Origin of the sequence: Calothrix sp. FACHB-168 (assembly GCF_963889195.1) — a bacterium.
Lineage (GTDB): Bacteria > Cyanobacteriota > Cyanobacteriia > Cyanobacteriales > Nostocaceae > Aulosira > Aulosira anomala_A.
The window spans coordinates 1-14,538 of sequence record NZ_CAWPNJ010000096.1 but is presented as its reverse complement, the minus strand read 5'-3'; the positions used below and the strand labels follow the sequence as shown (position 1 = coordinate 14,538).

The window sequence follows — 14,538 nt, the reverse complement described above, 5'->3', positions numbered from 1 at the left end:
GCGATCGCTTTTGATAGTTTCAATTAAAGCATTAAATTTCTTGGTTAGTTTATTGAGGGTGGAAATTTAAACGCAAAGGCTCGCAAAGTTAAGCGCATTCGCCGTTAGGCGTTCCCGCAGGGTAGGTACGCAGAGAATGAGCTATGAATTGATGAAATATTGTACTAAGTTCGCTTTTAATTGTCTTTTAAACTGCAATGAAATTTAAAAATAAACTATACTCTTTTTTGGCGCTGGTAGTAGCAACTACGATAATATGCACCCATGTTTCACCAGCTATGGGTAAATTTGTTGCTAATAATCCCATAAATGCACAAACATCAATCTCTGTCCCTATCTCTAATTTAGAACAGGGGAAAAAATTATATGATGCTGGCAGATTTGCGGAAGCTGTGAAATTTTTACAGCAAGCAGTCAAAGAATATCAACAGCAAGGGGATATCCTCAGACAAGCGGCAACTTTGAGTAATTTATCTCTAGCTTATCAAGAATTGGGGGATTGGAATCAAGCCCAACAAGCAATTACAGCTAGTCTCAATTTATTAACAGCGAATTCAGAGAAGACGGCGAATTTAGGAGTTTTCGCTCAATCGCTAGATGTGCAAGCTAGTCTGCAATTAAGTATGAGACAAACAGATGCAGCCTTGAGAACTTGGCAACAGGCAGCAGAGATATATACCAAAATAAAAGATAATAGTGGCGTAGTGCGATCGCAAATCAATCAAGCCCAAGTTTTACGCATCCAAGGTTTTTATCAAAAATCCATAAAATTACTGAATCAAGTACAGCAGCAGTTACAATCGCAACCAGATAGTTTAGAAAAAGTCGTCAGTTTGCGATCGCTTGGTGATAGTCTGCAATTAGTCGGTAATTTATCAGCAGCGCAAAAGGTTTTACAGCAAAGTCTCGAAATTGCCCAACGGTTGCAATCTTTTGATCATGTAGCTGCTAGTTTATTAAGCTTGGGGAATAACGCTCATGCTGAAGGTAAAATCACAGAAGCGTTGGTATTTTATCAACAAGTAGTTAAAATCGCTCCTTCACCCCTAACTAAAGTCCAAGCACAGCTAAACCAACTAAAATTAATGATTGAACATGGTAAATCTGCACAAGCGCAAACTTTATTACCAGAAATTCAATCGCAAATCGCCCAACTTCCCCCCAGTAGTTTAGCCATCTATGCGCGGATTAACTTTGTGCAAAATCTGCTGAAATTAGGGGGAGAAAATTTAACAGTTAAAAATTCTCAACTCATAGCTAGCGCCATTCAACAAGCACGTGATTTAGGCGATAAACGAGCAGAAGCTTACGCACTCGGTACTTTAGGACATTTCTACGAACAAACACAACAGTGGAATGAAGCACAAAAACTTACCCAGCAGGCTTTATTTTTAACCCAAACTCACAACGCACCAGAAATAGCTTATCGCTGGCAATGGCAATTGGGTAGGATATTCAAAGCACAAGGAAATATTCAAGATGCAATTCTTGCCTATGATGGGAGTTTAGCAACCCTAGATAGTCTCCGCAGTGACTTAGTAACTGTCAACCAAGATGTGCAATTATCCTTTCGTGACAGTGTCGAACCAGTATATCGGGAATCAGTCCAAATATTACTGCGCTCCCAAGCCGATAAACCTGATGCAAAAACCCTAGAAAAAGCCCGCCAACGCATTGAAGCCTTGCAATTAGCCGAATTAGATAACTTTTTTCGCGAAGCTTGTTTACAAGGTCAAACAGTAGTACTAGATAAATTAGTAGACGAAGATAATCCCACCGCCGCTATTTTTTACCCGATAATTCTGCCAGAATCACTCCAAGTAATCGTCAAAATTCCTAAACAACCCCTGCGACATTATGCCACCAACATACCGCAAGCAGAAGTCGAGAAAATAGCGAATCAACTAAGATTTAATCTCAATCAACAATATGCTAGCAAAGCTACAAAAAAACAGTTACAGCAGCTTTACAGTTGGCTAATTCAACCGATTGAGTCAGAATTACAAACTGCTGGCGTAAAAAATCTAGTATTTCTGCTAGATGGAGCTTTACGTAATGTGCCAATGGCAGCTTTGTATGATGGGAAAAAATATTTATTAGAGAAGTATGCTGTTTCTCTCAATCTCGGTTTGCAACTTCTCGATCCTCAACCCTTAGCAAAACAGAAACTCAGAGCAGTTACCGCCGGATTAATCAATTCTCCCCCAGGGTTTTCTCAATATCCGCCCTTACCTGCCATTGAAGAGGAATTTGAGTTAATTGCTAACACCGGAGTAGAGACAACCAAGCTTCTAGAACAGCAATTTACCAGTAAAGCCTTAGAAAGCAAAATTAACTCTAGTAATTTTAACATAGTGCATATAGCTACCCACGGTGAATTTAGTTCCCGTGCTGAAGATACCTTTATTTTGGCTGCCGATGGCCCCATTAATGTTACCCAATTCGATAAAATTTTACGCAGTCGCGAAGGTGGCAAATCTAACAGCATGGAATTATTATTTTTAAGTGCTTGCCAAACAGCAGTTGGCGATAATCGCGCCGTACTCGGTTTAGCTGGGGTTGCAGTTCGCGCCGGGGCCAGAAGTACGATCGCTTCTCTGTGGGATATTAATGATGCAGCCACAGCTAAATTTGTCGGTCTTTTTTATCAAGAACTTCAGCAAGGTAAAGTTAGCAAAGCTGAAGCCTTGCGCCTAGCCCAGCTAAAGTTATTGAAAGATCCCCAATACAATGCACCCCGCTTTTGGTCTGCTTATGTACTCATTGGTAACTGGCTATGAACTACTGTATGGGGTTAATCTAACGCGCTCCTAATATTTCAGAAATTGCGGCAACAATATCTAGATAAAAGTTACCACTGACAGCGCGGAATAGCTCAAATTTAGAACCTGGTGCGCCAAAAAATGGTCTTAAAAACCAGCCTAATTGTACGCCGACAAACCCATACAAAAATAACCAGGATCTTAAAATCGTTGTGCGGGTTTTCTTTCCTACTTCATCTTGTTTAGAAAGTAACTGCATCCCTTCATAGAGAAACTTAATTCCAAAAATACCCGTGATACCAAAAATTAACACGTTTAACAGTTTGAAAAATTGGTAGGAATTGGGCGCAGTAATCATAAAAAATAGCGTCACGGGAGCCAAGCTAAATAACAGCACGCTAATTACTGATACAGCCGTAAGTAAAACGACAAAATGCTGTTGAAAACTGCTGCGGGAACCAAAGAGAACGTTAAAAAAGAAGAGGGTAGGAAAACAAATTATTAATGTTAATAAATAAAATGCGGGAAGCTTAATTGCACTAGATAAAGCTTGTCCCCAACTGTGAGATGCACCGATAATTGCGCCGTAAATTGCAAAACAAATAGAACTGGAAACAAACAAGGCGCTGGTTTTACTTTGTAATCTAATTCCCTGGCTAATTTCCTCTAAGAAAGCTTGGCGATCGCGCAGTAAACTGATGAGGATGGCAAACTGTTGATTTTTGTAAGATGGCTTCTCAAGCATGTTGATAAATTTATGAAGTAAGTTGGTGTTAAAATTTGTCTTGAAAAGAAGGCTGAGAAGAAGACAAAGAGGACAAGGAAGACAAGGGTGACAAGGAATTTTAGATTTTAGATTTGCGTTAGCGTAGCGTTAGCGAGTCCGCGAGCGTCTTTTGGATTTCAATCTAAAATCTAAAATCCAAAATCCAAAATTGTTTCAATGCCCCTAGCCCCTAACGAATTCCTAAAAGATAGCCGATAGCTTGTAAAACGCTGAGGTAAAAACTACCTTCTCTATCTCTAAATAGTTGAAATATAGAACCGGGGGTACCAAAAAAAGGCCTGAGAGTCCATCCTAATTGACTACCAACGAAAGCATATAAAAATAGCCAGGAAAATATAATCTTCCGGCGTGTTTTTGTACTTTCATCATCATTTTGTTCTAATACCACACTCGTAGCTTGATATAAGGAAGAAATGCCGATAAATCCGGTAAAGGAAAATATCACAACATTGAGTAAAATTAAAAATTGATAATTATTGGTAGTGATTAAGAAAAACAGCGTAATTGGTGCAAAGCTAAATAATAATACACTCGTGACTGATACTGCTGTTAATACTAGGGCGAAATGCTGTCCAAAGGTGCGCTTGGAACCGAAAATAATATTAGAAAAATACAGCGTGGGTAAACAAATCAGTAGGGTAATTAAATAAAGCGCTGGTAGTTTTACTGCTGAAGATAAAGCTTGCATCCAGCTATGATATGCGCCAATAATACCGCCATAAATAGCGAGAAATAGGGAACTACAAACCAACAGCGAAATGATTTTATTGGGTAATCTAATTCCTTGGGTAATTTCTTCTAAAAAATTTTGGCGATCGCGCAATAAGCCAATCAAAACTGTAAAGTATTTTATCCCCGAAGATTGCCGTTCAATCATCTTAATCCTCACACCAGGTTTTTGAGAAAAACGCGAGCGATCGCTAATTAGATCGTCGCGTCTTGAGTTTTGTTAAGTTAGCTGTTAACTTAGCTGTTAAGTTACCCGTCTTGATAGTCACTACCAGAGCCATATTTCCAGCTATCAACCAAACGATGCCAATAATATTGTTGTTGCTGTGGTAGATACTTCATCCATGTTTCTAACATTGTACTCAAGGAAAATAAGGCAGTATAAACACTTAAATTAATGTAATGCACCACCCAATCTAATAAATTCAGCAAACCAACTTGAGGAATTATTTTGACAATTAATCCGGGATTTGCTAAAGCTGTTTTGAAAAGTGTTTTAGTTAAAGCTGGAAACTGCACGATATCTTGCAGGAATGGCTTGAGTACTGTTGTCCCTAGCTTTTGCATTTGTGCAAACACAACTGCAAGTAGTTGGTTAATTTGCTCTGGGGAAATATTTTGATTTATCCCCACACTCATAGCTTTTTGAAATAGCCAAGTTACGGCTAAACTAGGTTGATAAGGTTGCAGTAAACTCAATGCCTTTGCAGATAATTGATCCGTTTGTAATGCTTCTTCAATCCCCAAAGTTAAGCGTTTGAGATGACGCACCATCGCGCCAAAACCACCAAAACTTAAAGGTGATTGACTACCGCTACTATCCCCTACTGGGAGAATGCGATTCCACGGAGTTTTTAGGGGACTTTGGCGATATGTAGGAAAGAAGCCATAAAGTGCCCGTTGAAACTTTAACTGATTTAATTCCACACCCTGATATTCTGGTAAAAGGCGGAGATATTCGGCAAATAAATCTTCTAAACCTATACGTTGTGGGTGCGCATCCATGTAGGTAAACAAGTAGGTGGTTCTTCCATCCTTAGCGGGAAAAGCTTCCCAGAAGTACTGGCACTGATTGTGCAAGGATGTAAATGATAACAACAAGTCACCAGTGTTATTTTCCGGAAAACCTTGCGCGCAACTTCCCACAACTAAGCATAAAGCATCGGGTTTTTCTCCTTGACGGGCTTGCTGGGCAATTGGCGAAAAATTTCCCATCGCATCGATTAATAACCGAGTTTTGAGTTGATTATTTACCATCACCCCATTGGGATGAACCACAGCTTCCGTTAACGGGGTGTTTTCCCACAACTCACCCCCAGCAGCTAAAAATTTGCTTTTCAATGTCTCTAATAGATATACCGGATCGACACCAATATTGAGAACATCTTCTACCCAAACTTCCGTACCACCAGAAAAACTGACTCTCGCTGGGTTATATTCAGTAGCGATCGCAGTTTCTAATTCTGCATGAGTTAGCAGATTTAATTCTACAAACACCTCTAACTCTTTACGGGAGATATTCCACTCCTGTTCTCTACCTCGGAGAATCCCCCGTTCAATTAACCCGACTTTCACACCCCTAACAGCTAAAGCACAGCCAATTAAAATCCCTAAAGTACCACCGCAGACAATTACATCCCAGTCTACAGTATCTAAAAGTTGATTATTTTCCTTGACTACCGATGGGATTGGTGCGTTATCTGCTCGCAGGGATGCTAAAATGCGATCGCTTTTACGTAAACCAGCCATCACATCCCCTGGTAATTGGGAAAGAATATCTTCAGTGATGCTCATAAACCCTCTGTAATGCTTAATTCTCAGCATAGAGGCTAAATTGAATCTTCTTATATCTTTGCAAGCTAAAAAGTCAACAGTCAAAAGTCCAATAACAAATGAAAATTGTACAGACGCGATTCATCGCGTCTCTGACAAATGACTAATGACTAATACCTAATGTTCTACCTTCAGTAGGGTTAAACCACGGATGTAACTTTGTTACGGTTATTTGTGACATAAAACAAAGAGAAATCACAAGCGGAGTTTGTAATGACATACACCCAAACTGGCGATCCAACTATCAGAGAACATGTTCAAGCTTGGCGACAATTAGATGTAGATCAACAACTCGCTTTGTTTTGGTTCATCTACAAAGAAATGGGTAAAGCAATCACACCAGCAGCACCCGGCGCTAGCACCGTTTCTCCAGAAATTGCTGAAGGTTTGTTCAACCAAGTTCAAGAACTATCCCACGAAGAACAATTACAAATTCAACGGGATTTAATTAACAAAGTTGATACCCAAATCTCTCGCCAATATGGTTCATTAGGCGAAACAACTAAGCTACTATTTTGGTATCGCTTATCTCAAGGTATGGATAACGGTACTATCATTCCTGTACCTGGAGATTATCAACTTCCCTCCCAAGCTCAAGCTTTGTTAGATAGAATTAGAAATCTAGCTTTTGAGCAACAAATTACCCTGTTCCGCGATTATGTTGCACCAATGGGTGCTGAAGCAAAAGCCGGTGCGGGACTTTAAAAATTAACCTTTTACTTCTGTTTTAGTCTCTAACGGAACACAAGCTTCCTATAGTTTAATACTATGGGAAGCTTAATATTTTTCTATTTTATTCTTTTGATAGCTATGTTCACCTTCATATATGGCAATGATATTGCGATATATGAATCATATTTGATTTCTGAAAAACACTTAGTGGGCTGACACGCCTAAAATGTTGCAATATAATTTTCTTGTGGGGTGGACATCTTGTCCGCCCAGGACGGGCGAGACGCCCATCCCACAAGAGTTTTATTAATGCACTATTTTAGCTGTGTCAGTCCACTACAAGTACCTAATTTTATTCAAAATTCAAACCGGATTCCTATTTTATTTGGCTACTGTCCCCATGTTTACAGCTAAAAGTGCAGAACAAACTGTGAATGCGATCGCCAATTTTTTAAACTTAGAAAATCTTACTATTTCTAATTAATCTAATATATCCATAACAGTCTAAAATTGGGTTATTTTTTGGTTAAATTTGCGTAAAAATCAATTTGTACTAGCAGACTATAATTTGAATTTTCCGAAAAACTCTGTATACTCATATGTTAACTTTCCCTAATCATCACATCGGATTATTAGACAAAATAAAATCCCCACATAATTAATGTGAGGAAATACGTGTGAGTCGTTACATAAGTGTCCTACCAAACATGAGTTTAGAATTAGCTAGACAATCCAATATCTACCTAAAGCATTAATTAAAAAAAGTGGAGAGATGGGATTTGCTCGCGATGCTGGTTATTTAATCAGAAAACAATAGTTCTCAGACTTTATATTCTTGTGTAATATTTGTTACAAACATTTGATAATGACTATTTAATCCTTTAGATAGATAGTTAAATATACCAAACGGACGAGAAGATTTTACGGTCAGCAGTTCGATAATTTATATTGCTGGTATATTACTTTTTAGCCTACCCTGGGGTGACTCAGGGTTTTATATTGCCTAAAAGTAATCGGATGCTTTCTACCAAAATTTGTGTAAGCGTGAAGAAATATTACACAATCTAACTAAATATTTTCTGAGGGTGTGAGTGATTTTAACGATCGCTATAACATTTCTTAACACAGAGAAGTGTTAGTTTCAGTACAATCACGGGAAAGATAATAAAAGTCTGGGCAGGTAGACCGATGATTATACTATGCTTTGTTACCTACTCCAGGCTAACTACAAGTAATTCTGGAGATTAGGCATGATAGAAAGTTTGATACGCTTAACTAACCAAAATACAGATGCAATGGTAGATATAGTGTCTGGATTTTACCTCGATGGTGACGCTATCGATAGGCAGCAAATTGAACGTGAATTGATCGATTTAGGGACTAAACGTCAGCTAGATAACGGTAGAGAATTAGTGCAAAAACTGCGTCAGCTAGCAGCAGATAGAGGTTTATAGCTAAGATCAATAATCAAAGGTTTGTAGTGAGGACTAAAGTACTCACTACTCAGCAAACATTTGCACTGCATAAATTCTGCCATCTAAGCCAGTGGCAATTCCATAACCAAATTTGCTGTATTCAACCGTCAAAAGGTTTTCGCGGTGTCCATTACTATACATCCAACCCCGTTGAAACTTTTCGGCTTCTCCGTAGGTTAAACCAAAACCTTGGGTTTTTCCCTTGACAATATTTTCGCTAACCCTAACCCGACGATTACCACCTAATGCAAGATAGCGATCGCGCGGACGCATACCTTCAGGAGAGGTATGATCGAAATAATTGCGCTTGAGCATATCCTCTGCATGAAGTTGGGCTGTTAAAGAAAGTAGAGGATCTTCCTGTAAAGCTGACAAACTATTTAAATTGCGATCGCGATTTACTAAATCTAAAGCAAAAGTTCTAATTTCTGGTAGAGAACGCAACTGTTCTGCATTCCAGATTGTAGCTTTTGGTTTGCCTATTTTCCAGTCTGCACCACCATCGCCATTATCCAAACCACCAGAAAAAATTTTCTTGGGAGAAAGTTCGCTAGCAAAATAGTTAATATCGAGTGGATGTCCTCGTAAAGCCTGGCTAACAAAATGAAAAGTCGGGCTGTAAATTAAAAGCGCCGTAAATAAGAGAACGTATCGCCACCAAATATTAACTTTGCGTTCTGTCCTCATTTGAGTTATCCAAGCTTTAGGGGTGCATAGAAAATTTAGTAGATGCTACAGTTGTGTGCGGTTTAATTTCGCAAACCCTGAGCAATATTAATACCAATGCATTTTATGCATTTTGCCAGAAAAAGTGTCTTGATGAATACTGGCAAGGAGAATTTTGCAATAATTTTATATTTTTCCACTTTTTAGGCAACTGAGTTAAGGTAGATGGCGTAAATTACATTACACCAAATACTGACACCTGATATGCAGTTGAAGAACATCCTGGTTGCATCTTCTCTCGTAATTACCAGCTTGGCGATACCTAACGCCGTTAGCGCCCAAAATCGCGGAACTCCTGGACAGTTTGACTTTTACGTATTAACTTTATCTTGGTCGCCTGATTATTGTGCCAAAAATAGCGATCGCGATCCACAGCAATGCAAAGCCGGTAAGAAACTTGGTTTTGTCTTACATGGACTTTGGCCTCAGTATCAAAAAGGTTATCCGGCTAATTGTACAGGAGAAAAATTACCTGCAACAGTAAAACAGCAATTTCCGGGTTTATTCCCTAGCGATAAGCTTTACAGCCATGAATGGGAAAAACATGGTACTTGTTCTGGTAAAACGCCTGCAGAATATTTAGCATTATCTAAACAGTTAAAAAATTCTGTGGCTATTCCCCCAGCTTATAATCGTCCTGCTAAACCTTTTCGTACTACAATTCAAGGACTAAAAAATACGTTTGTTAACGCTAATCCAGAATTAAATGCTAATAGTATCGCCCCTTACTGTTCTGGTTCTGGTAGATTTCTACAAGAAGTTTTCTTCTGCTATTCTAAGGACGGTAAACCAGGTATTTGTAGCCAAGAAGTTCTCAACAGATCTAAAAAAAGCTGCGGACAAGCAGATTTTCTGGTAAGAAATGTTAGATAGTCAAGAGAGACGCGATTAATCGCGTCTGTACAATGGTTAGTTGTCAATAAAATCCACAATCTGAATGATTGACTCTGGACTACTCTTGACCCTGGACTCTTGACTCCTCACAAATGATATGCTGCTTGTGAATCCTCACAATTAGCATTAGCCATGAACCCTGAATTAGTTTATCGCAGCCTTCTTACTCCGTTAACCTTTATTCAACGCAATGCTAAAGTATATAGTCATAAAGTTGCGATTATATATCAACAAAAACGCTTCACTTACGGCGAATTTGCAGCTAGGATAAATTGTTTAGCCTCAGCGTTGCGTGATTCTGGATTAGAAAAAGGCGATCGCGTCGCCTTTTTTTGTTTTAATACTCCCCCCATGCTAGAAGCCCATTTTGCTGTACCTTTGGCTGGTGGTGTTTTAGTATCTATTAATACTCGATTAGCTCCTCAAGAAGTTGCCTATATTTTGAATGATTGCGGGGCTAAATTTTTGTTTGTCGATACAGAGTTAGCTAATATTATTCGACCAATTCAAGATAGTTTAGAGACGGTAAAACATATTATTAATATCAGCGATATAGCCGAATTCGCACCTTTGGATGGTGAGGATTATGAAGCCTTTCTGCAAACTGGTAATCCTGAGCCTGTACCTTGGGTAATTACTGATGAAATGGAAACAATCTCGATTAATTATACTAGCGGTACTTCCGGTAAACCCAAAGGCGTCATGTATTCTCACCGAGGCGCATATATTAATTCTTTAGGTGAAATAATTGAAACTACATTAACACCAGACTCAGTTTATCTGTGGACTTTGCCCATGTTCCACTGCAATGGCTGGTGTTTTACTTGGGCGGTAACTGCTATTGGTGGAACTCATATTTGTTTGCGGAAATTTAACCCTAGCCATGTTTGGGAATTAATTAAACAAGAAGGCGTCACACATTTAAATGCTGCACCTGTAATTTTAATTTCGCTATTAAATAATCGCGACTGTCCGTCATTATTAAAAACACCTCTCACCATCACCACAGCAGGCGCGCCACCTTCACCCACATTAATTGCCAAAATTAGCGAAATTGGTGCGAAGATTATCCATGTTTACGGTTTAACAGAAGTTTATGGCCCTTATACCGTGGGCGAATATCAAACAGATTGGCAAGATTTAGATATTGCAGAAAAAGCCAAACTTTTAGCGCGTCAAGGCGTACCTTATATAAGTGCGGATGGCTTGCGAGTAGTCGATGCAAATATGCATGATGTCCCCGCAGATGGACAAACAATGGGGGAGGTGGTGATGCAAGGAAATATGGTGATGACAGGCTATTATAACGATGCAGAAGCCACAGAAAGGGCGTTTAGAGGCGGATGGTTTCATAGCGGCGATTTAGCGGTGATGCATCCTGACGGTTATATTGAAATTCGCGATCGCATGAAAGATATCATCATTACTAGCGGCGAAAATGTCTCTAGTATTGAAGTTGAACAATGCCTCTATCGCCATGAAGCCGTGTTAGAGTGTGCAGTGATTGCTATACCCCATCCCAAACGCGGCGAAGTTCCCAAGGCGTTTGTCACCTTAAAAGAGGGAGTGGAAGTTACAGAACAAGAATTAATTCAATTTTGTCGCCAGCACATAGCAGGATTTAAATGTCCGACAAAGATTGAATTTACAAATTTACCCAAAACCAGCACAGGTAAAATTCAAAAATATCTCTTACGTGAAAAAGAATGGGTAGGTTTTGAAAAGAAAATTTTCGGCGGTTAATTGTAACCCGTAGGGGCGGGGTTTCCCCGCCCTTCTTCGCGACAATCCACATATCACAAAAATTTTGAATCGAACCGAACCACAGCGCCCCACAACCTTTAAGTGATGCATTATCCTTTAAAAAAGATATCGTACAGTGACAGCAAAATCTCCACCACAATGAGAATTACCACATACCACTCTACTCGTTGACTACTGCTATGCTGCATGAACTCCAGAACTGTTTGTGCAGTTTGGGAAATTAGCTCTAATTTACGTTCTAAAGCATGGTGACGCTCACGAATTTCATATTCATCTTCCAAACGCAAATATAAATTTTCTAGCTGTGGAGATTCCCACAGCAACTCTGGCTTATCAATTATCTCTACTCGTCCCACAATTTTATGTTGAACTAATAACGTAGTACCGAGTTGACGCAGTAATTCCCGACTTTGGCGTTTACTTCTATGTTCACTCTGAAGACTGGCTGCAAATGGTTCAATTTGATCGAATACAGTAGCTAGGCTAGTTTCATAATGAGACAGTACAACAGTTTTAGCGAGAATATCAGCCACGATTTGCAAGCGTTCTACACTAAACTCATGGAGTAAAATTTTTCCTTCCTTAACTCTCTCACTTTCAGCCAGTTTGAGCTGAATTTCTACCTCTTCTGTTTCTGGGTTAGCAAAAGCGTCAATAACTTGAGAGGATAGTTTAGTCAAGAAGTCTATCTTTTCTACAGGCTCAAGGTTAAACAGAACAACTGCACCATAGTTCAACAGTACCGCACAGCCATGTTCACCTACTGAAACCATTAATGGCATAGTCGCCAAGCAAACATAATTCTCCAATGATTGTAAGTTAATTTTCTTACCAAGGAATAGGGCTTGCGCTTTCAAGCTACCTCTTTCATCAAAAAGGAGTTTTTGCATAGTCGCCCTAATACTCTGCCTGTTCATTTCTGGTGGTAGCGATCGCAATTACTTCGAGATTTTCGGATATCAACACAATCTCAGCTTACCAATAAACCTGCCCATCGCGACCAATCAATGAGTAGCAGTTAATTTTTTGCTCGTTGAACACTTTATCAGTCTTAATCTGAGAAATTCCTCTGGTTTGGAAAGCTGTGTCAAGCTGTAGGGGTAACAGTGAAATATTCCAATTGCCTTAGTTCTCTACTACCTAGTGCAAATATGCCTTCCATTACTTACAATCGCACAGACAGCCAGCAGCCGCAAAGTGTCACCCTCAAAGGTTATGTCATCCGCCCAGGGCTACATATTCTCAGCCACGAGCAGATAAGATTAGTCCGCGCACAAATACAGGATAATTCTCAACTGGAAAATTTAGTGAATCAAGGTGTAATTAAGTTGAATGGCTAATCATGTGCTAAAAACCAGTTAATACAATAAAGGTGGACGAATCGCCCACCTTATTATTTAAAACTTTGACCAATGACAAATGACCAATGACAAATGACCAACAATCAAGCTATAGTCACATCTGGCGATAAATAAACATCCTGAATTGCATGGAAAAGTTTCACCCCTTCCTCAAAAGGACGCTGAAACGCCTTGCGCCCAGAAATTAATCCCGTACCGCCAGCGCGTTTATTAATTACGGCTGTACGCACTGCTTCTGCAAAATCATTTTTACCAGAAGCGCCACCAGAATTAATTAATCCAGCGCGTCCGCAATAGCAATTGAGTACTTGATAACGAGTTAAATCAATGGGATGATCTGTAGTTAAATCAGTGTAAATTCGTTCGTTAGTTTTACCGTAAGATTCGCCAGTGGCTTTGTTTATAGCACCGTAACCATTATTATTTTCTGGTAACTTCTGTTTAATAATGTCGGCTTCGATGGTAACACCTAAATGATTAGCTTGTCCGGTAAGGTCGGCTGCAAGATGATAGTCTTTATCTTGTTTAAAAGCACTATTTCGTAAATAGCACCACAGAATAGTTACCAAGCCTAATTCATGGGCATATTTAAAAGCTTGGCTAATTTCTTGAATTTGTCTGGTAGACTGTTCGGAACCAAAATAAATTGTCGCGCCTACGGCTGCTGCACCTAAATTCCAAGCTTGTTCGACATCAGCAAATAATATTTGGTCAAATTGATTGGGAAAAGTTAACAATTCGTTGTGATTTAATTTGACGATAAAGGGGATTTTGTGAGCATATTTACGGGAAACACTCCCCAATACTCCCAAAGTTGTCGCCACTGCATTACAACCACCAGCTATTGCTAACCGTACAATATTTTCTGGGTCAAAATAGATAGGATTAGGAGAAAAAGATGCGCCGGCGGAATGCTCAATTCCTTGGTCTACAGGGAGAATAGACAGATAACCAGTATATGCTAGACGACCAGTAGCATGAATTTGTTGGAGATTGCGCAACACTTGGGGATTGCGATCGCTATTTAACCAAACTCTATCAATAAAGTCTCGCCCAGGTAAATGTAGTAAGTCTTGAGTCACCTTGGCTTTGTATGTAAGCAGGTCTTCTGCTTCTGCACCTAAATAAGACTCAATGGAACCACCTGCTAAGAGCGTTGCAGTCATAGATTTTTCCTCAAAAATTGAGTAAATGACCTGGCTTTGAAGATAACACTCTTACTATTTATAGCTTATTATCCTCTGGTTAAATTTAAGAGAGTTTGATTTTCACTGATTCTGTATCTTCAGAGCGATCGCAATTATTTATGATATAAAGAAATTTATTTTTTACAATATACCTAAAGATATATATAGCAATCATAAATGATTTATGAGAAAACACGTAAATATTTAAGCGTGATTTATAAAACTTGTTTTTAGTCTATATATTATGCAAAGTATATAATTTTAACCTCAAACTTCAATTAATACGAGTATTTGAAAAGACATTAGCATGTTCAGTGTTTTCTCACGTATGATTCCGGATTGCTATAT

Annotated in this window: 13 protein-coding genes; 7 read left to right on the top strand and 6 right to left on the bottom strand. The window is 39.1% G+C overall.

Features of this window, described 5'->3' with window-relative positions; all coding sequences use genetic code 11:
• Positions 1-197 precede the first annotated feature (197 nt).
• The gene (locus tag AACW45_RS37125) at positions 198-2,780 is read left to right on the top strand and encodes a CHAT domain-containing protein (RefSeq protein WP_190630737.1); all 2,583 of its coding nucleotides are present in this window, start codon (positions 198-200) and stop codon (positions 2,778-2,780) included.
• A 19-nt stretch (positions 2,781-2,799) separates the two neighbouring features.
• Here the strand turns inward: AACW45_RS37125 and AACW45_RS37120 are convergent, their stop codons facing one another.
• The 3 genes from AACW45_RS37120 to AACW45_RS37110 form a co-directional block, all read right to left on the bottom strand.
• On the bottom strand, positions 2,800-3,507 hold the full coding sequence (locus AACW45_RS37120) for an actin-binding WH2 domain-containing protein (RefSeq protein WP_190630735.1): 708 nt from the start codon (positions 3,505-3,507) through the stop codon (positions 2,800-2,802).
• A gap of 211 nt (positions 3,508-3,718) precedes the next feature.
• Complete coding sequence (locus AACW45_RS37115) at positions 3,719-4,426, bottom strand: actin-binding WH2 domain-containing protein (protein WP_190541946.1); 708 nt, start codon at positions 4,424-4,426, stop codon at positions 3,719-3,721.
• Between the two features lie 101 nt (positions 4,427-4,527).
• Positions 4,528-6,072 carry an FAD-dependent oxidoreductase gene (locus tag AACW45_RS37110; protein WP_190630734.1) on the bottom strand — a complete coding sequence of 515 codons (1,545 nt, stop codon included), beginning with the start codon at positions 6,070-6,072 and terminating at the stop codon, positions 4,528-4,530.
• Positions 6,073-6,324: 252 nt separating this feature from the next.
• Between AACW45_RS37110 and AACW45_RS37105 the strand changes: the two genes are divergently transcribed.
• The 3 genes from AACW45_RS37105 (at position 6,325) to AACW45_RS37095 (ending at position 8,237) form a co-directional block, all read left to right on the top strand.
• Positions 6,325-6,816: an orange carotenoid protein N-terminal domain-containing protein gene (locus AACW45_RS37105; protein ID WP_190630732.1), complete on the top strand. Its 492-nt coding sequence runs from the start codon at positions 6,325-6,327 to the stop codon at positions 6,814-6,816.
• Positions 6,817-7,108: 292 nt separating this feature from the next.
• A complete protein-coding gene (locus tag AACW45_RS37100) occupies positions 7,109-7,267 on the top strand; it encodes a hypothetical protein (protein ID WP_190630730.1) in 159 nt (52 codons plus the stop codon).
• 766 nt (positions 7,268-8,033) lie between these two features.
• Complete coding sequence (locus tag AACW45_RS37095) at positions 8,034-8,237, top strand: hypothetical protein (protein WP_190630727.1); 204 nt, start codon at positions 8,034-8,036, stop codon at positions 8,235-8,237.
• Positions 8,238-8,282: 45 nt separating this feature from the next.
• Here the strand turns inward: AACW45_RS37095 and AACW45_RS37090 are convergent, their stop codons facing one another.
• On the bottom strand, positions 8,283-8,945 hold the full coding sequence (locus AACW45_RS37090; protein ID WP_190630725.1) for a CAP domain-containing protein: 663 nt from the start codon (positions 8,943-8,945) through the stop codon (positions 8,283-8,285).
• A gap of 243 nt (positions 8,946-9,188) precedes the next feature.
• On the opposite strand from AACW45_RS37090, the gene AACW45_RS37085 reads away from it, so the two are divergent.
• The gene (locus AACW45_RS37085; RefSeq protein WP_190630723.1) at positions 9,189-9,857 is read left to right on the top strand and encodes a ribonuclease T2 family protein; all 669 of its coding nucleotides are present in this window, start codon (positions 9,189-9,191) and stop codon (positions 9,855-9,857) included.
• A 153-nt stretch (positions 9,858-10,010) separates the two neighbouring features.
• Entirely contained in the window at positions 10,011-11,621 is a 1,611-nt protein-coding gene (locus AACW45_RS37080; protein ID WP_190630721.1) for an acyl--CoA ligase family protein, read from the top strand.
• Between the two features lie 110 nt (positions 11,622-11,731).
• Here AACW45_RS37080 and AACW45_RS37075 read toward each other — a convergent pair whose 3' ends face one another.
• Positions 11,732-12,532: an RMD1 family protein gene (locus tag AACW45_RS37075; RefSeq protein WP_190630719.1), complete on the bottom strand. Its 801-nt coding sequence runs from the start codon at positions 12,530-12,532 to the stop codon at positions 11,732-11,734.
• Between the two features lie 261 nt (positions 12,533-12,793).
• On the opposite strand from AACW45_RS37075, the gene AACW45_RS37070 reads away from it, so the two are divergent.
• The gene (locus AACW45_RS37070) at positions 12,794-12,982 is read left to right on the top strand and encodes a hypothetical protein (protein WP_190630716.1); all 189 of its coding nucleotides are present in this window, start codon (positions 12,794-12,796) and stop codon (positions 12,980-12,982) included.
• Positions 12,983-13,086: 104 nt separating this feature from the next.
• Here AACW45_RS37070 and AACW45_RS37065 read toward each other — a convergent pair whose 3' ends face one another.
• Positions 13,087-14,169: a class I fructose-bisphosphate aldolase gene (locus tag AACW45_RS37065; protein ID WP_190630714.1), complete on the bottom strand. Its 1,083-nt coding sequence runs from the start codon at positions 14,167-14,169 to the stop codon at positions 13,087-13,089.
• Positions 14,170-14,538 lie beyond the last annotated feature (369 nt).

What these genes read in the sequence shown, in the direction of transcription:
- AACW45_RS37125 (WP_190630737.1), top strand. Translation starts at nt 198, where the DNA reads ATGAAATTTAAAAATAAACTATACTCTTTTTTGGCGCTGGTAGTAGCA.
- AACW45_RS37120 (WP_190630735.1), bottom strand. Translation starts at nt 3,507, where the DNA reads ATGCTTGAGAAGCCATCTTACAAAAATCAACAGTTTGCCATCCTCATC.
- AACW45_RS37115 (WP_190541946.1), bottom strand. Translation starts at nt 4,426, where the DNA reads ATGATTGAACGGCAATCTTCGGGGATAAAATACTTTACAGTTTTGATT.
- AACW45_RS37110 (WP_190630734.1), bottom strand. Translation starts at nt 6,072, where the DNA reads ATGAGCATCACTGAAGATATTCTTTCCCAATTACCAGGGGATGTGATG.
- AACW45_RS37105 (WP_190630732.1), top strand. Translation starts at nt 6,325, where the DNA reads ATGACATACACCCAAACTGGCGATCCAACTATCAGAGAACATGTTCAA.
- AACW45_RS37095 (WP_190630727.1), top strand. Translation starts at nt 8,034, where the DNA reads ATGATAGAAAGTTTGATACGCTTAACTAACCAAAATACAGATGCAATG.
- AACW45_RS37090 (WP_190630725.1), bottom strand. Translation starts at nt 8,945, where the DNA reads ATGAGGACAGAACGCAAAGTTAATATTTGGTGGCGATACGTTCTCTTA.
- AACW45_RS37085 (WP_190630723.1), top strand. Translation starts at nt 9,189, where the DNA reads ATGCAGTTGAAGAACATCCTGGTTGCATCTTCTCTCGTAATTACCAGC.
- AACW45_RS37080 (WP_190630721.1), top strand. Translation starts at nt 10,011, where the DNA reads ATGAACCCTGAATTAGTTTATCGCAGCCTTCTTACTCCGTTAACCTTT.
- AACW45_RS37075 (WP_190630719.1), bottom strand. Translation starts at nt 12,532, where the DNA reads ATGCAAAAACTCCTTTTTGATGAAAGAGGTAGCTTGAAAGCGCAAGCC.
- AACW45_RS37070 (WP_190630716.1), top strand. Translation starts at nt 12,794, where the DNA reads ATGCCTTCCATTACTTACAATCGCACAGACAGCCAGCAGCCGCAAAGT.
- AACW45_RS37065 (WP_190630714.1), bottom strand. Translation starts at nt 14,169, where the DNA reads ATGACTGCAACGCTCTTAGCAGGTGGTTCCATTGAGTCTTATTTAGGT.